A 15,106-nucleotide genomic window follows, 5' to 3' on the forward strand; every position below is an offset into this window, starting at 1 on the left:
GCCTTCTTTCCCGCCGCAACGGCGAGGAGACGTACGGTGCGGCCCGGCGGTGCCGGGACGGCTGCAAGCCGTCGGCGTCGCCCACGGGCGAGCCGCGATGCCGAGCCGGGCGCAACCCCGGGCCGCACGCCGCAGGCGCCCCGTCATGACGCCTCCGCGCGGTCCGCCGCCATGCCGGCCGCGTCCAGGAGGGCCGTGCCGACGATGAGGTCGGCGCCGCCGAATTCGGGGTCGTCGAGGACCGTGCCGTCGTCGACGGCGAAGAGCAGGGACTGCTCGCCCTGGCGGTAGGCCGTGCCGACCGCGGGGCTCGCGGCGTGGACGGCGAGGAGGGCGACGAGGTAGGGCAGTTCGGGGTCGCGGCGGCGGGCCTCGGCGAGGAGGCCGGAGAGGCGCCGCGGGGCGTCGGGCGGCAGGGTGAGCAGCTCCATGGCGCTCGCCAGCTGCTCCTCGCTGAAGCGGCTGTCGTCCGGCGTGGCGATGAGGTCCGGCTCGGGCATCTCCGCCCCGAGGTGCTCCCGCTCGGCGGGCGGGGTGAGCAGCATGTCGACGAGGTCGCCGACGCGGACGGAGACGGGCGTGCGCAGGCCCGTGCCGCGGGCGAAGAAGGCGTCGGTGACGCGCCCGGCCTGCTCCAGCGGCAGCGGCAGCACGGGGGCGAGGAGCTGCCCGTAGAGGTCGAGGCCGGCCCGGCCGGCGGAGGTGGCGAACGCCTGCCGGTCCTGCTCGGCGCGGAACAGCGGCCCGGCCTCCAGCAGGCGGGACTGCAGCTGGGTGTGGCGGCGGATGCAGTCCTTGACGATGTCGACGAGCTCGGCGGCGCGCCGCTTGTTCTCGGGCTCCTCGGCCTCGTCGCGCGCCTTGCGGATGTTGGTGAGGATCGCGTTCTCGTGGCGGTAGCGGTCGGCGACGTGGTCGAGCGCTTCGGCGATCATGTCGGGAACGGCCCGCAGCCAGTCGACGGCGCGGACGTTGCGCCGGGTGGCGTCGAGGGTCTTGCGGAGGGTCTCCGCGTACTGCACGGTCCGGTAGCGGGCCTGCTCGGCGGCGAGCTGGGCGTCGGCGAGGCGGCCCCGGCTGATGAGGACCTCCAGCTTCACCTCGGCGGCGATCTGGGCGCTGGTGACGTCGGTGTCGAGGGCGCCGACGAGGACGTTGACGGCCTCGTCGGTGGTGCGGAGGAAGACGGTGCCGCCGGGCCCGGGCACCTCCTCGACGAGCTTGAAGTCGTAGTCGCGCCGGACGTAGACGCCGTCGGCCCCGAAGGTGCCGTAGACGGCGCGGAAGCCGCGGTCGACGCTGCCGACGTTGATGAGGTTCTCCAGGACCCAGCGGGCCACCCGCTCGTGCTCGGCCTGCGGGCGCCCGGGGGCCTGTGCGGCGACGCGCGGCTGCAGCCGGGCCACTATCTGCTCGTGGTCGGCGCCGGTGTCGAAGTCCATGTTGAGCGTGACCAGGTCGATGGCGGCGAGCGCCACCTCCGCCATGGCGTAGACGCCGTACTCGCCCGCGAGGTTGGCCTTGCGCGCGTCCAGGTCGTGCAGCGGCGCGGTGCAGGCGAGCGCGCGCAGGCGGCGGGCCAGGCCCTCGTCGGCGGCCGGGCCCGGTGCCGGCCGCGACGGCCCGTTGAGCTGGGGCGGAGCGGCCGCCGGGGCTGGAGAAGTCACGTCGCACAGAGTAGGCGGTCGCACGGACAACGGACGAAACGGCACGGGCGGAATGTCCGCCACGTCCCTAGTGTGTGGCTCCGCCTTCCGCACGGATGTCCGTGGTGCGCCCGGCAGCGGTGACGGCGATCACACAGAGTGCCTCCGCGACGGCGGAAACGGGCAGGGAGGGCAGGGCCCGGTCGGTGACCTGTCCGGGGGCGTAGGGGACGTGGACGAATCCGCCCCGCAGCCCGGGGCGTTCGGTGGCGGCGAGGTGCATCAGGCCGTAGAAGACGTGGTTGCAGACGAAGGTCCCGGCGGTCTGGGAGACCGAGGCGGGCAGGCCGGCGTCCCGTACGGCGGCGACGCACGCCTTGACGGGCAGGGTGGAGAAGTAGGCGGCGGGGCCGCCGGGGACGACGGGCTCGTCGACGGGCTGCGCGCCTGCGTTGTCCGGGATGCGGGCGTCGTCGATGTTGACGGCGATGCGCTCGACGGTGACGTCGGGGCGGCCGCCCGCCTGCCCCACGCACAGCACGACGTCGGGCGCGGTGCGCTCGACGGCCTCCCGCAGGGCGTCGAGGGAGGTGCCGAAGGCGCAGGGCAGCCGGGCGGTGGAGAGGACGAGCCCCTCCGGCGGGTGCGCTGCGGCCGCGCGTACGGCCTCCCAGGACGGGTTGAGGGCCTCTCCGTCGAAGGGCTCGAAGCCGGTGAGCAGGACGCGGGTCATGGTGGTCGTTCCCTTCCCGGGGCCGTCAGACGGCGAAGAGGTACATGATGGCGATGTTGCAGCCGAGCAGGGCGACGGCCGTGGGAAGTTGCGCCTTGATGGGGCCGTACTGGTCCTTCAGTTCGAGCAGGGCCGCGGGGACGACGTTGAAGTTGGCGGCCATGGGCGTCACGAGTGTGCCGCAGAAGCCGGCGAGCATGCCGATGGCGAGGACGGCCGGGCCGTTGCCGTGTTCCTGGACGACGAGGACCGGCCAGCCGACGGCCGCGGTCATGACGGGGAAGGCGGCGAAGCCGTTGCCCATGACGACGGTGAACAGGAACATCCCGACGCAGTAGACGACAACGGCCAGGAAGAGGGAGCCGTCGGGCAGCACCGCGGTGGTCATCCTGCGGACCTGGTCGCCGACGCCGGCGACGGAGAAGATGGTGCCGAGGGTGGCCAGGAGCTGGGGCAGCAGCATGGCCCAGCCCATCGACTCCAGCATGGACCGCCCGGCGTGCACGGGCGTCGAGAGCCGCTTCTCGCGGAGCATCACCATGCCCACCACGAGGGCGACGACGGCGCCGATGCCGAGTCCGAGGATGGTCTCGCTGCCCTTCTGCAGGACGGGTTCGCCGTCCACGGAGAGCTTCTTGACGCCGACCGCGCAGACCAGGGCGACGACGGGGATGGTGAGCGCGGGGACGAAGAGGCGGCTGCCCCACCGCGCGGCCCGCGCCTCCCGCTGCTTGGGCGTCGCCGCGCTCCCCTTGCCTCGGCCGGTGAAGCCGAAGCCCGCCAGGCAGACCATGACGAGGACGGCCGCGCCCAGGGGTTCGGCGGGGGCCGACTTGTCGGCGACCCAGGTGCCGTAGACGAACCCGAGGCCGAGCAGGCCCCAGAAGGCGGCGGTGCCGACGCGCTTGGGGTTGGTGCGGTCGGTGAGCATCTGCGCGGCCATCACGAGGAAGATGCCGCCGACCAGCCAGTAGAACCACTCGGCCTTGATCACTTGACGCTCTCCCCGAGCTCGGCGTTCCGGCCGGGGCCCGTGGCCCCCGCGAGCAGCTGACGGTCGAGCCGCAGCAGCCGCCAGCCGTGGATGGCGAGGGCGCACAGGGCCGTGGGGATGGCCCACAGCGCGAGCTGCAGCGGTTCGAGGTGCGTGTGGTACGTGGTGTTGACGAAGCCGGTGATCAGCAGGATCGAGCCGACGGCCAGGAAGACGTCCTCGCCGAAGAAGAGCCCGACGTTGTCCGCGCTCGCGGCGAACGAGCGCACCTTCTCGCGGGCCTTCTCGCCCAGCGGCCCGTGGCGGCGCTCGGCGGCGCCCTCGGCCATGGGCGCGGCGAGCGGCCGCACGGTCTGGGCGTGCCCGAAGACGTTGTTCAGGCCGACGGCGGCCGCGATCTGGCGCAGCAGGAGGTAGAGCGCGAGGAAGCGGCCCGCGGTGAGCCCGGCGAAGCGGGTGATCAGGCGGCGGGCCTGTTCCTGGAGGCCGTGGTGTTCGAGCAGGCCGATGACGGGCAGCGTGATCACGAAGATCGTCACCGAGCGACTGGAGGCGAACCCGGTACCGAAGGCGGCCAGGACGCGCTGGGGGGAGAGGCCGCCGAGGAGGCCGGTGACGATGCCGGCGGCTCCGACCACCAGCAGGGGGTTGCGTCTCGTGGCGAAGCCGAGCACGACCACGAGGACGCCCAGGAGAACGATCATGCGCTCCGCCTTCCGGGTTCCCGGACGGACCTCACTCGGTCAGGTGAGGGGGATTGGCGAGGAGGCTAAGATATTGTTCAACAATTCTCAATAGGTATTGGGGATGACGATGGCCCTGTCCACTGCGCAGCGCGTGGCCGACGTGCTCCGCGACCGCATCGAGGGCGGCGGTCTGCCGCCCGGCACCCGGCTCTCGGAAGAGGCCCTCGGCCGGGACCTCGGGGTCTCGCGCAACACGCTGCGCGAGGCGTTCCGCCTGCTCATCCACGAGAGCCTGGTCGTGCACCGGCTCAACCGCGGCGTCTTCGTCCGCGTCGTCGACCCCGCCGACGTCACCGACATCTACCGCGTGCGCGCCGCCCTGGAGTGCGCCGGCGTCCGGGCCGCCGCGGGGGCCGGGCGGCCGCTGCGCGAGGCCGTGACCGCGGCCGTGGACGAGGCCGAGCGCGCGGCCGCCGGGGGCGACTGGCAGGGGGGGGGGGCGCGCCCGGGGGGGCGGGCCCGAATCCGGCCGCCGGGCCGCGGACTATGCGGAGCAGCGCACGGAGCGGCCCACGGTCAAGGCGCCCGTACGGGCGCCGGCGCCCGGCGGCCCGCGCATCGACGCCGCGATGGACCGGCTGATGGCCGAACTGCGCCTGGCCTTCCACGCGATGCCCTCGGCGCACCGCTTCCACGAGCCCTTCCTGGCGCGCAACCGCGCCCTTGCGACGCTCCTGGAGGACGGCGAGTACGGGCGCGCGGAGAGCGAGCTGACCACCTATCTGGACGACGCCCTGCTGTCCCTGTTGCCCTTGCTGTCCCGGCTGGTCGCTCCGCGAGACCGAAGGCACCCGCTGCAGCCCGTCCGTGTTCCGCTCAGGACCCTGGCAGCCCTGCGCGACGGCGATGCCCAGCGCGACCAGCAGCGTCACCACCACGAAGACGGTCAGCCGCTGCCGCAGCAGCCGCGGGTCCCGCGCCGGCCGCTGCGCGAGGCCGTGACCGCGGCCGTGGACGAGGTCGAGCACGGCGGTGCCGTGGGCGTTCATGCGTTCTCCCCTTCCCGCTCCCGCAGAGCGCCCAGGATGAGCTCCAGGGCGTCGTCCAGATAGGTGGTCAGCTCGCTCTCCGCGCGCCCGTACTCGCCGTCCTCCAGGAGCGTCGCAAGGGCGCGGTTGCGCGCCAGGAAGGGCTCGTGGAAGCGGTGCGCCGAGGGCATCGCGTGGAAGGCCAGGCGCAGTTCGGCCATCAGCCGGTCCATCGCGGCGTCGATGCGCGGGCCGCCGGGGGCGACTGGCAGGAGGTCGGCTCGGCCGACCTGCGCTTCCACCGCGCGCTGGCCGCCCTGTCCGGCAGCCCGCGCATCGACGCCGCGATGGACCGGCTGATGGCCGAACTGCGCCTGGCCTTCCACGCGATGCCCTCGGCGCACCGCTTCCACGAGCCCTTCCTGGCGCGCAACCGCGCCCTTGCGACGCTCCTGGAGGACGGCGAGTACGGGCGCGCGGAGAGCGAGCTGACCACCTATCTGGACGACGCCCTGGAGCTCATCCTGGGCGCTCTGCGGGAGCGGGAAGGGGAGAACGCATGAACGCCCACGGCACCGCCGTGCTCGACCTCAACGCCGACCTCGGGGAGGGCTTCGGGCGCTGGCGCCTGACCGACGACGACGCCCTGCTGTCCGTGGTGACGAGCGCGAACGTCGCCTGCGGCTTCCACGCCGGCGACCCCTCCACCATGCGCCGGGTCTGCGAGCGCGCCGCCGAGCGGGACGTGCGCATCGGCGCACAGGTCTCCTACCGCGACCTGGCCGGCTTCGGGCGCCGCGCCATGGACGTGCCCCCGGACGAACTCGCCGACGAGATCACCTATCAGATCGGCGCCCTGCGCGCCTTCGCGCGCGCGGCCGGCTCGGACGTCGCCTACGTCAAGCCGCACGGGGCGCTCTACAACCGCACGGTGGCCGACGCCGAGCAGGCCGCGGCCGTCGTCGCCGGGGTGCTGCGCGCAGGCGGGGCAGCCCTGCCCGTGCTGGGCCTGCCGGGCTCCCGGCTGCACGAGGCCGCCGCCGGGGCCGGACTGCCGGTGGTCACCGAGGCGTTCGCCGACCGCGCCTACACGGCCGCCGGCACCCTGGTGCCGCGCCGGACCCCCGGTGCGGTCGTCCTCGACCCGGAGGCCGTCGTCGCCCGTTCCGTGCGGATGGCCCGGGAGGGGGCCGTCACGTCCCTGACGGGCGAGGAGGTCACGGTCCGGGCCCGCTCCCTGTGTCTCCACGGCGACACCCCGGGCGCCGCGGACCTCGCGCGCCGGGTCCGCGCCGCGCTGGAGGCCGCGGGCGTCCGTCTCGAGGCCTTCGCGTGACCGCGCACCGCACGGACGCCCCGTCGCCCTGCCGCCCCCTGCGCGTCGGCCCGCACGCCCTGCTCGTCGAGGTGGCGGGCACCGAGGAGGCGCAGGCGCTGCACGCCGAGCTGCTGCGGCGCCGCGCCGCCGGGACCCTGCCGCCCGTGACCGAGATCGTGCCGGCCGCGCGGACCGTCCTCCTCGACGGCCTGGCCGACCCGCAAGCCCTCGCCGCCGACATCGTGCACTGGGACGTACCGCCGCTCGCGGCCGTCGGCAGCGAGCCCGTCGTCCTGCCCGTCCGCTACGACGGGGCGGACCTCGCGGAGGTCGCCGCCCTGTGGGGGGTCGCCGAGGACGAGGTCGCCCGCCTGCACTCCGGCCTCGAATTCCGCGTCGCGTTCTGCGGGTTCGCCCCCGGCTTCGGCTATCTGACCGGCCTGCCGGAGCACCTGCACGTGCCGCGCCGGGCCACGCCCCGCACCTCCGTGCCCGCGGGCGCGGTCGGCCTGGCAGGCCCGTACACCGGCGTCTACCCCCGCTCCTCCCCCGGCGGATGGCAGCTCATCGGCCGTACGGACGCGGTCCTGTGGGACGTGGCGCGGGAACCGGCGGCGCTGCTGGCCCCCGGCACCCGTGTGCGGTTCGAGGTGAGCACATGACCGGGACCGGAACGGACGGCAGAACGCCCGGAACGGACAGCCGCCTGTCCGGAACGGACAACCGCCCGGCCGGCGGCGCGCCCGCCCTGGCCGTCGTCCGGCCCGGCGCCCTGACGACCGTGCAGGACCTCGGCCGGCCCGGCCACGCTCACCTGGGCGTCGGCCGCTCCGGCGCCCTGGACCCACCCGCGCACGCGCTCGCCAACCGTCTCGTCGGCAACCCGGCCGGCCACGCCACACTGGAGACCACCGTCGACGGCTGCGCCGTGCGCACCACGGCGGCCGTGACCGTCGCGGTGACCGGCGCCCCCTGCCCGGTGCGGGTCGACGGCCGCCCGGTGGCGTGGGGCGCCGCGGTGCGGGTCCCGGCGGGCGCGGTGCTCGACGTGGGCCGGGCCTCCTGGGGGCTGCGCAGCTACGTGGCGTTCGCGGGCGGTCTCGCCGTGCCGCCCGTCCTCGGCAGCCGCTCCCGCGACCTGCTGTCGGGGCTGGGGCCGGAACCGCCGGCCGCGGGCGCGCGACTGCCGCTCGGCGCGCCCTGCGGGCCGTCCACGGGCGCCGACGCCGTCCCGTGGCCGGGCCCGCCGGTCGGCGCTCTGGTGCTGCCGGTCGTGCTCGGTCCGCGCGACGACTGGTTCACGCCCGCCGCGCTGCGCACCCTGGCCGGCGGCGGCTTCCGGGTGGCGGCCGCGAGCAACCGGATCGGACTGCGCACGGAAGGGCCGGCCCTGGAGCGCGCTGCGCAGGGCGAACTCCCGAGCGAGGGGATGGTCCTGGGCTCGGTCCAAGTGCCCCCGGACGGCCGCCCCGTCGTCTTCCTCGCCGACCACCCCACGACCGGCGGCTATCCCGTCGTCGGCGTGGTGCCCGAGGCGGAACTGGCCGCCGTGGCGCAGGCCGTGCCCGGCACGCCGGTGCGGTTCGTGCCCGTGCGGGGCTGACGCCGCCGCGACGGCCGCGGTCCCGGGGCCCGGCGGATTCCGGTGCCCGGGAGCCTCGCCACCCGGCGGCCGGCCGCCGCCCGGGGCCTGCGCCCCGGGCCTGCGGCCCCCGCGTTCAGTCCAGACCGCGGATGATGTGCGACTCCGCGTCGGGGTCCTCGCCGGTGCGTTCCGGCGTCTCGCCCGGGACCGGACGGCGGGCCCGCGCGGTCTCCTCCCGCGTCTCGCCCCGGTGCTGCATCCGCTCGCCCTGTCCCTTGAGCTGCTCCACGGCCGCCTCCTCGCATCGCCGAACCCCCGGGAACCGACTGGCCGGGTTCCCCCAGGGTGACGGGCCGAAACCGGCCCCCAACACAGGGGAAATCGCCAGATATGACAACCCCCATTCAGGTGAAAATCCCTCCAATCAGGTTAAAATGCAGGCAGGTCCGACCTGACACTGAAAGAAGGTGGCCGACGTGACCGCTCCTACGTCGCCCCGGATAGAACAGCACCCGGACATCCTGGCGCTCCGCGCCCACTCCGAAGCGGCGACGAGCACGCCCGTCGCCCAGGCCGTCGAAGCACTCGCCCTTCTCTGCGGTGTCTACCTGGCCGCCTCTCCATGGATTGTGGGCTTCAGCGGCGCCTCCACTCTTGCCATCCATAACCTGATCGTGGGAGTCGCCTTTGCTTGCCTGGTCGGTGGTTTCGGCTCCGCCTACGAGCGCACCCACGCGATGAGCTGGGCCGCCCTGGGCCTCGGCGCCTGGACGATCATTTCCCCCTGGGTCGTCTCCGGGCACGCGTTCATCACCCATGCCGTCGTCAGCAACGTCGTCACCGGCGCGGTGGCCTGCCTGCTGGCCCTCGCCCTGGCACGCATGGGGATGGCGAGGTCACGGCACTGACCGCCGCACGGTCTGAGAAAGGCTGAATTTCGCCGTTCTCACCGTTCACTCCGCTGCCTTCCGGCGGTCTCCCCCCTTCCGGCCCCGCCGCCCGCACACCGGGCGGCGGGGCCGGAGCACGTCCCGGACGGCGAACGCCGGGCCGCGAACATCCGGTTGCAAACACCGGGCGACAACAACAACCGCCCGATTCACCCCGGGGGGTGAAAACTCGGGTGATCTTCGTACCTGATGACTCCGCCGGACGGGAAGTGGCAATGCTCCCCCTCCCACTGATCACTCCAACCTCATGAGGTCCGACGCATGACGATCGAGGCGCTGCCCGAGGGGCCGCGCAACCGGGGGAAGGCCCAGGGATGAGTCACCTCTACAGCTACAGCGCGCCCGGGGTCGGTACGGGCCGGGGGACGGCACTGCCCGCCGCGTCCGCGGGTGAGAACCTCCGGCTCACCCTCGTCTACTTCCTCCCCAACTACCTCAAGGGCGTCTTCCGCTCCCGGCCCCGGATCGCCGCCCTCCTCGCCCGGGCGGACACGTCCCGGCGCGGCCTGGAGGCCATGCGCCGCATGCGGCGCCGGTACGGCCGCGGCCCGGTCATGGTGCGCGGCGCCGCCGGCCCCACGCTCCTCGTGCTGGACGCCGACGACGCCCGGCAGGTCCTCTCCGGGCCGGTGGGGGTGTACGCGGTCGACACCTGGGAGAAGGTGAGCGGGTTCGCGGCGGTCCAGCCCGAGACGCTGGTGGCCTCGCACGGCCGGCAGCGCGTGGTGCGCCGGATGTTCAACGACGCGGTCCTGGACGCCGGCTGCCCGGTGCACCGGCTCGCCGACCGCTTCCTGCGGGTCGCCGGCGAGGAGGCCGCGGCCCTGCTGGGCCCCGAGGCGGTGGCCGGGCTGCGCCCGGAGACGCTGCGCGAGGGCTTCGAGCGCGTGGGGCGGCGCTGCTTCCTGGGCGAGGCGGCCGCCGACGACGAGGAGTTCTCCCGGCTCCTGGCCGTGCTGCTCGCCGAGGCCAACTGGATGGGGGCGCGCCGCTGGCGGGCCCGCCGCACCCGCCGGCTCCGCCGCAGGATGATGCAGCGTCAGGCCCGCTATCTGTACGAGGCCGACCCGCGCAGCCTGGCGGGGTTGTTCGCGGCCGCTCCCCGCGGCCCCGAGACCGCCCCCGAGTGCCAGGTCAGCCACTGGTTCATGGCGCTCGGTGCGCTGAGCGCCGTCACCGCGCAGACCCTCGCCCTGCTCGCCACGCACCCGCGCCACCACGAGCGCGCGATGGAGGAGATCCGGGCGGCGGACCGCACCCACGGGCCGCGCACCGTCCCCGGGTTCCTCGGCATGCCCTACCTGCGCGCCTGCGTGCAGGAGGCGGCCCGGCTGTGGCCGCCCGTGACCGGCCTCGCCCGCCGGACCACCGGCGAGACCCGCTGGCGGGACTCGGTCGCGCCGGGCGGGGTCAACATCCTCGTGCCCGCCGCGTTCCACGCCCGCGACGGCGAACGGATCGGGTACGCGCACCGGTTCGCGCCCGAGAAGTGGCTGGACGGCACCGCCGAGCGCGACTGGGCGGTCAGCCCGTTCAGCCGGGGCGAGGCCCAGTGCAGCGGCATGGAGCTCAGCCTGCAGCTGGCCACGGCGTTCGTCGCCGAGCTGCTGCGCGGCGGCGAGCTGGCCGTCGCCGGGATCCGGCTCGGCCCCGGCCACCCGCTTCCGTACACCTTCGACACCTCGCGGCTGCGGATCGGGATCCGCGCCGCCCGTACGCCGGAGGAGGGCGCATGACGGCCGAGGGCAAGACGGGTTCCCGGGACACGGGGACCGGCGCGGAGGATGCGGCGGCCGCCCGGCTCGCCGCCGTGGCCCGCGAGCTGGGCGAGGCCGCGGGAGCCGTCCGCGCGGCCGGGCTCGCGGTCACGGCCGTCGCCACCGACCCCGCACTGCTCGCCTCGCTCGGCCGCTCGCCCCGCCGCGGGCTGCGGGCGGCGCAGGCCCTGGCCCACGGCCTCACCGACGCCGCGGGGCTCGGCTACGCCCCCGACGGGGGACGGGCCGGCCGGATCGCCCGGCTGGCCGGAGCGGCCGCCGTCCGCAGGAGCCTCGCCGCCGACCTGGCGGCCACCGCGCTGCGGCTGCGGATCCGGCTGTGCGCGACGCGGCACGCGGAGTACGCCGCGCAGAGCCCGGTGCGGCGGCTGCTCGTCGCCGTCGAGGCCGGGCTGCCCGAGCTGGCCCTGCGCATCCTCCGGGAGCGCGTGCGCGTCCGCGGCGCCGGGCACACCCTGGCCGCGCTCGCCCCCGCGCTCGGCGACGTGAGCGCCTGGAGCGCGCTGACGGACGGCAACCCGTTCAACGACGCGGCGGCCTGGCACACCGTCACGGGCGCCCCGGACGGGCCGGGCTCCGTGCCCCACCCCCGCGCCGAGATCCGGCCCGGGCTCCTCCGGAGCCGGGAGAAGGCCGTCGCCGAGCCGCCGGACCCGGCGTTCCTCGACGGCCTGGACGACGGCGGCGGCATCACCGCCCACCTGCGCAACCTGGCGGCCCTCGGCCACGGCAGGATGCTCACCCGGCACGTCACCGGCCCGGACGGCGTCGCCCGCTGCCTGGTGCTGCTGCCCGGCCCGGGGTTCGTCCTGCCGCGCACGGCCTCCCCGCAGGAGCTGGTCGGGGCCGTCGCCGAGCTGAACCGCGGCGACTCCCCGTACACCCGGGCCGTCCACGAGGCCCTGCTGCGCACGGTGCCCGAAGGGATGCCGGTCGCGCTCGTCGGGCACGGCCACGGCGGCGTGACGGCCGGGCACCTGGCCCGTGCCCCGGAGGCGGGCACCCGCCTGCGGTTGACGCACGTCGTCGCCATCGGCTCCCCGGCCGGCCCCCGGCGCCCGCACGACCCCCGCACCCGCGTCGTGACCCTCGCCGAGGAGCACGACCTGACGCCCCGCCTGGGAGGCCACGGCCCCGTACCGGCCCTCCCCCCGCCCCCGGCCCTGCTGGAGATCACCTGGGCGGACCCCTCGTACGACGTCCCCCAGTGCCACGGCGCGGAGGCCTACGCCCAGAGCCTCGACAAGACCGCCCCCGAGGCCCGCGACCGGGTGGACGAGCTGCTCGCCCCGTACCGGGGCCGGGCCGGGCGGAGCGTCGTCCACCGCCTCCCGGCCGGGTAGGCCGGCGCGCCCGAGTGTCCGAAGCACCTTCTGCAAACCCTCACGGAGAACTGTCGATGACGCCGGTACCGCGCCGCCGCGAGTGGCACTCCCTTCCCTTTCCCCTGGCGCTGCTGGAGCTCAGGAGACAGCGGCAAGTGCTGCGGACGCACAACCTGCACGACACCTACGGGGCCGGCGGGGAGCGCCCCCGTACGCCCACCGCCGCGCTGCTCCCCCACCGCAGCTACGACGGCTCGGGGTACGACCCCGCGGATGCCGACATGGGCCGGGCGGGCACCCGGTTCGACCGCAACTGTGCCCTGCCGGAGACCTTCCCCGAGCCCGAGGACGACGGCCTGCTCTCGCCCAGCCCCCGGGAGGTCAGCCGGCAGCTGCTGCGCCGCCGCTCCGGCTTCCGCCCGGCCACGGGGCTGAACCTGCTGGCCGCGGCCTGGATCCAGTTCCAGAACCACGGCTGGTTCAGCCACGGGGAGAACAAGACCGACGGCCCGCTGGACGTGCCCCTGGCCGCCGACGACGACTGGCCGCAGTGCCCGATGCTCGTACGCCGCTCCCGCCCCGACCCCGCCCGCCGCCCCGGCTCCACCGGCCCGGCGCGCCCGCCCACGTACGAGAACACCGTCAGCCACTGGTGGGACGGCTCCCAGCTCTACGGTTCGAGCGAGGAGCGCTGCCGGGCCCTGCGCACGGGCGAGCGGGGCAAGCTCGCCCTGACGGACGGACGGCTGCCCGACGAGACCGCGCCGGGGCTGTCCGGCATCGACCTCACGGGCTTCAACGACAACTACTGGGTCGGGCTGTCCCTGCTGCACACGCTCTTCGCCAAGGAGCACAACGCCATCTGCGACAGGATCGCCGCCGCCCACCCCACGTGGGGGGACGAGCGGCTCTTCCAGACGGCCCGGCTCGTCAACGCCGCCGTCATGGCGAAGATCCACACCGTGGAGTGGACCCCGGGGGTGGTCTCCCACCCCGTCACCCGGGCGGCCATGCACATGAACTGGTACGGCGTGCTGCCCGCCCGGGTGCGGCGCCGGGTCGGCCGGTTCGGCACCGGCGAGTCGCTGTTCGGCATCCCCGGCTCCCCGACGGACCACCACACCGCGCCGTATTCGATGACCGAGGAGTTCGTCGCCGCCTACCGGCTGCACCCCCTCATCCGCGACGAGTACGCGATCCACTCGCACCGCACGGGCGCGCTGATCGAGCGGACGGGCTTCGACGGGCTGCAGGCGCTGGCCACCCGGCCCGCGGTGGACGAGTTCGGCCTCGCCGACCTGCTGTACTCCTTCGGCGTGATGAACCCCGGTGACATCACGCTGCACAACCACCCCGACTGCCTGCGCGACCTCGCGCGAATCTCCGGCGAACACGTGGACGTCGGCGCGGTGGACATCCTGCGCGACCGGGAGCGGGGCGTCCCGCGCTACACCGCGCTGCGGGCGGCGCTGCACCGCCCGCCGGTCTCCGGCTTCGAGGAGCTGACAGGGGGTGACGTGGGGCTCGCGGCCGAACTGCGCGAGGTCTACGACGGCCGGCTGGACCGCGTCGACACCATGGTCGGCATGTACGCCGAACAGCGGCCGCGGGGGTTCGCGTTCAGCGACACGGCGTTCCGGGTGTTCGTCCTGATGGCGTCCCGGCGGCTGAAGAGCGACCGCTTCTTCACCCGGGACTACCGCCCGGAGATCTACACCCCCGAGGGCATGGAGTGGATCGACCGCACCGGCATGACCGACGTGCTGATGCGCCACCACCCGGAGCTCGCCCCGGCGCTGCGGGGGGTGCGCAACGCGTTCGCGCCCTGGCGGATGCTGCGGCCCGGGGGGATCCGGTGATGGGCGCCGGCGCGGAGCACGCGCCCTGGTCGCGGCCCGTCCGGGCGCAGGCCTGCTCGCTGCGGGAGCAGGCGGCGCGGCTGCGGTCGAGCGCCGAGGAGGTGGCCCCGCTCGGCGCGGAGGGCGCGGCCCTGCACAAACGGATGATCGCCCATGCGGACCGCGCCGAGACGGCCGCGCGCTCGCTGGAGCGCGCGGCCGATGCCCTGGCCCGGCACGAGGCGGTTCTCGCCGCCTTGGACCGCCGCCTGGCGGACGACGGCTTCGGCGACCGGGGCGGCCCGGGCCTGCCCTGGCGCTAGCCCGTGCCCGGGCCGGCCCGGGCACGGGCGACGGCGCCGCCGTTCCGATTCCGCCGGACCCTCGCCGCCGCGGTCACGCGCTGCGGCGGCGAGGACGTTCCCGGCCACAGCGGCCGAAGCCGGCACCACAGCGGTCGTGCCCGGACCCCGGATTCCGCCGGACCCACACCACCGTGGTCGCGCACCGCTGCGGCGGCAGCTCCTTCCGCCGCAGCGGGCCGCGGGCACCGTCGCCGCAGCGGCGGCGTGAGAAGGTGCCCCGCGCCCTTTCGGCCGTCGTCGTGGTGGGCGGCCACAGGCGTGGGGCCCGGCGGTGGCGACGCTGTGTCAGTCCGGGGCGGCTCTAACGGGCCGCCAGCGCGCCGGCCGGCTCGCGGGCGTACCAGCGGTCGTCGCGGAGCTCGGCCAGGCCCTGGTCCGCGAGGCCCTGGACGTGCTTGGTGACGGTGCGCGGCTGATATCCGGCGGCCGCGCAGAGCTCCTCCAGGGACGCCCCGGCGGTGCCGTACGTCCGCAGGCTCTCCCACGTGCGCACGATGTGGCGGCCGAGCTCGGGGGCGGCGGCAGGCCGGGCGGCGCGCTCCGGCACTGCGGGCCGCCGGGCCGCCGCCCGCTCCAGGGGCTGCTCCGGCGCCTTCTGCGCCACCGGCTGCCGGACGGCCGACGCAGCGGGCTGCGCGGCCGTGTGCGCGACGGCCGGCTGCGGGGCCGCGGCCGTGGAACGGCGGCGGACGGCCGCGCCGACCGGGCGCGGAGTGCGGTTGACCCTGCGGTGCCTGCGGCCCTTCTGGCGTTTGCTCATGGATGTACCACTGCTCCGTCCTGTGGCGGGGTGCGTTGCTGCGTGCTATCCCCCGGGTCAACCCGGCGGTCATCAGGCGGTTACGGCCATGTCTTCGAGT

17 protein-coding genes and 1 pseudogene are annotated in these 15,106 nt (G+C 75.3%); 11 read left to right on the forward strand and 7 right to left on the reverse strand.

The window, feature by feature from the left end:
- Positions 1–143: 143 nt before the first annotated feature.
- The 4 genes from AS857_RS35905 to AS857_RS35920 all read right to left on the reverse strand — a co-directional run bounded on the left by AS857_RS35905 (position 144) and on the right by AS857_RS35920 (position 4,077).
- Positions 144–1,667, reverse strand: a complete 1,524-nt coding sequence (locus AS857_RS35905) for a hypothetical protein (protein ID WP_058047679.1) — start codon at positions 1,665–1,667, stop codon at positions 144–146.
- Between the two features lie 67 nt (positions 1,668–1,734).
- Positions 1,735–2,379: a pyroglutamyl-peptidase I gene (pcp, locus tag AS857_RS35910; protein ID WP_058047680.1), complete on the reverse strand. Its 645-nt coding sequence runs from the start codon at positions 2,377–2,379 to the stop codon at positions 1,735–1,737.
- 25 nt (positions 2,380–2,404) lie between these two features.
- Positions 2,405–3,373 carry a DUF979 domain-containing protein gene (locus tag AS857_RS35915; RefSeq protein ID WP_058047681.1) on the reverse strand — a complete coding sequence of 323 codons (969 nt, stop codon included), beginning with the start codon at positions 3,371–3,373 and terminating at the stop codon, positions 2,405–2,407.
- Positions 3,370–4,077 (reverse strand): DUF969 domain-containing protein, encoded by a 708-nt coding sequence (locus AS857_RS35920; RefSeq protein WP_058047682.1) that lies wholly within the window; start codon positions 4,075–4,077, stop codon positions 3,370–3,372. Before AS857_RS35920 ends, AS857_RS35915 begins: the two co-directional genes overlap by 4 nt.
- 109 nt (positions 4,078–4,186) lie before the next feature.
- Between AS857_RS35920 and AS857_RS42490 the strand changes: the two are divergent.
- Positions 4,187–4,327, forward strand: a pseudogene (locus tag AS857_RS42490) (GntR family transcriptional regulator); the annotation flags it as partial.
- A 361-nt stretch (positions 4,328–4,688) separates the two neighbouring features.
- Positions 4,689–5,171: a hypothetical protein gene (locus AS857_RS42495; RefSeq protein WP_420824011.1), complete on the forward strand. Its 483-nt coding sequence runs from the start codon at positions 4,689–4,691 to the stop codon at positions 5,169–5,171.
- Here AS857_RS42495 and AS857_RS41740 read toward each other — a convergent pair.
- Positions 5,105–5,308 carry a hypothetical protein gene (locus AS857_RS41740; protein WP_245700796.1) on the reverse strand — a complete coding sequence of 68 codons (204 nt, stop codon included), beginning with the start codon at positions 5,306–5,308 and terminating at the stop codon, positions 5,105–5,107. The two genes, AS857_RS42495 and AS857_RS41740, sit on opposite strands and share 67 nt — an antisense overlap.
- Here AS857_RS41740 and AS857_RS41745 point away from each other — a divergent pair.
- The 4 genes from AS857_RS41745 to AS857_RS35940 are packed head-to-tail and all read left to right on the forward strand — an operon-like array spanning position 5,282 to position 8,008.
- Positions 5,282–5,650: an FCD domain-containing protein gene (locus AS857_RS41745; RefSeq protein WP_245700792.1), complete on the forward strand. Its 369-nt coding sequence runs from the start codon at positions 5,282–5,284 to the stop codon at positions 5,648–5,650. The two genes, AS857_RS41740 and AS857_RS41745, sit on opposite strands and share 27 nt — an antisense overlap.
- Entirely contained in the window at positions 5,647–6,423 is a 777-nt protein-coding gene (locus AS857_RS35930) for a LamB/YcsF family protein (protein WP_058047683.1), read from the forward strand. The genes AS857_RS41745 and AS857_RS35930 overlap by 4 nt, the downstream gene beginning before the upstream one ends.
- Positions 6,420–7,067, forward strand: coding sequence for a 5-oxoprolinase subunit PxpB (pxpB, locus tag AS857_RS35935; protein WP_058047684.1), 648 nt, complete (start codon positions 6,420–6,422; stop codon positions 7,065–7,067). The genes AS857_RS35930 and pxpB overlap by 4 nt, the downstream gene beginning before the upstream one ends.
- The gene (locus tag AS857_RS35940; RefSeq protein WP_079110958.1) at positions 7,064–8,008 is read left to right on the forward strand and encodes a 5-oxoprolinase subunit C family protein; all 945 of its coding nucleotides are present in this window, start codon (positions 7,064–7,066) and stop codon (positions 8,006–8,008) included. The genes pxpB and AS857_RS35940 overlap by 4 nt, the downstream gene beginning before the upstream one ends.
- A 115-nt stretch (positions 8,009–8,123) precedes the next feature.
- On the opposite strand, the gene AS857_RS40190 is transcribed toward AS857_RS35940, so the two are convergent.
- A complete protein-coding gene (locus AS857_RS40190) occupies positions 8,124–8,279 on the reverse strand; it encodes a hypothetical protein (RefSeq protein ID WP_160330291.1) in 156 nt (51 codons plus the stop codon).
- A 187-nt stretch (positions 8,280–8,466) separates the two neighbouring features.
- Here AS857_RS40190 and AS857_RS35945 point away from each other — a divergent pair, with 187 nt between their 5' ends.
- The 5 genes from AS857_RS35945 to AS857_RS35965 all read left to right on the forward strand — a co-directional run bounded on the left by AS857_RS35945 (position 8,467) and on the right by AS857_RS35965 (position 14,204).
- Complete coding sequence (locus AS857_RS35945; RefSeq protein ID WP_058047783.1) at positions 8,467–8,898, forward strand: SPW repeat protein; 432 nt, start codon at positions 8,467–8,469, stop codon at positions 8,896–8,898.
- A gap of 356 nt (positions 8,899–9,254) precedes the next feature.
- Positions 9,255–10,676: a cytochrome P450 gene (locus AS857_RS35950; RefSeq protein WP_058047685.1), complete on the forward strand. Its 1,422-nt coding sequence runs from the start codon at positions 9,255–9,257 to the stop codon at positions 10,674–10,676.
- Positions 10,673–12,061: a hypothetical protein gene (locus AS857_RS35955; protein ID WP_058047686.1), complete on the forward strand. Its 1,389-nt coding sequence runs from the start codon at positions 10,673–10,675 to the stop codon at positions 12,059–12,061. The genes AS857_RS35950 and AS857_RS35955 overlap by 4 nt, the downstream gene beginning before the upstream one ends.
- A 56-nt stretch (positions 12,062–12,117) precedes the next feature.
- Complete coding sequence (locus AS857_RS35960; protein WP_058047687.1) at positions 12,118–13,902, forward strand: peroxidase family protein; 1,785 nt, start codon at positions 12,118–12,120, stop codon at positions 13,900–13,902.
- On the forward strand, positions 13,902–14,204 hold the full coding sequence (locus AS857_RS35965; RefSeq protein WP_058047688.1) for a hypothetical protein: 303 nt from the start codon (positions 13,902–13,904) through the stop codon (positions 14,202–14,204). Before AS857_RS35960 ends, AS857_RS35965 begins: the two co-directional genes overlap by 1 nt.
- Before the next feature lie 343 nt (positions 14,205–14,547).
- Here AS857_RS35965 and AS857_RS35970 read toward each other — a convergent pair whose 3' ends face one another.
- A complete protein-coding gene (locus tag AS857_RS35970; RefSeq protein ID WP_058047689.1) occupies positions 14,548–15,006 on the reverse strand; it encodes a hypothetical protein in 459 nt (152 codons plus the stop codon).
- Between the last annotated feature and the right edge of the window lie 100 nt (positions 15,007–15,106).

Origin of the sequence: Streptomyces roseifaciens (assembly GCF_001445655.1) — a bacterium.
In the GTDB taxonomy this organism is placed as follows: domain Bacteria; phylum Actinomycetota; class Actinomycetes; order Streptomycetales; family Streptomycetaceae; genus Streptomyces; species Streptomyces aureoversilis.

Excerpts from the sequence above, each read along its gene's own strand:
- AS857_RS35970 (WP_058047689.1), bottom strand. The coding sequence starts at position 15,006 with ATGAGCAAACGCCAGAAGGGCCGCAGGCACCGCAGGGTCAACCGCACT.
- AS857_RS35940 (WP_079110958.1), top strand. The coding sequence starts at position 7,064 with ATGACCGGGACCGGAACGGACGGCAGAACGCCCGGAACGGACAGCCGC.
- AS857_RS35930 (WP_058047683.1), top strand. The coding sequence starts at position 5,647 with ATGAACGCCCACGGCACCGCCGTGCTCGACCTCAACGCCGACCTCGGG.
- AS857_RS35960 (WP_058047687.1), top strand. The coding sequence starts at position 12,118 with ATGACGCCGGTACCGCGCCGCCGCGAGTGGCACTCCCTTCCCTTTCCC.
- AS857_RS35950 (WP_058047685.1), top strand. The coding sequence starts at position 9,255 with ATGAGTCACCTCTACAGCTACAGCGCGCCCGGGGTCGGTACGGGCCGG.
- AS857_RS41740 (WP_245700796.1), bottom strand. The coding sequence starts at position 5,308 with ATGGCCGAACTGCGCCTGGCCTTCCACGCGATGCCCTCGGCGCACCGC.
- AS857_RS35965 (WP_058047688.1), top strand. The coding sequence starts at position 13,902 with ATGGGCGCCGGCGCGGAGCACGCGCCCTGGTCGCGGCCCGTCCGGGCG.
- AS857_RS42495 (WP_420824011.1), top strand. The coding sequence starts at position 4,689 with ATGGACCGGCTGATGGCCGAACTGCGCCTGGCCTTCCACGCGATGCCC.
- AS857_RS35955 (WP_058047686.1), top strand. The coding sequence starts at position 10,673 with ATGACGGCCGAGGGCAAGACGGGTTCCCGGGACACGGGGACCGGCGCG.
- AS857_RS35920 (WP_058047682.1), bottom strand. The coding sequence starts at position 4,077 with ATGATCGTTCTCCTGGGCGTCCTCGTGGTCGTGCTCGGCTTCGCCACG.
- pcp (WP_058047680.1), bottom strand. The coding sequence starts at position 2,379 with ATGACCCGCGTCCTGCTCACCGGCTTCGAGCCCTTCGACGGAGAGGCC.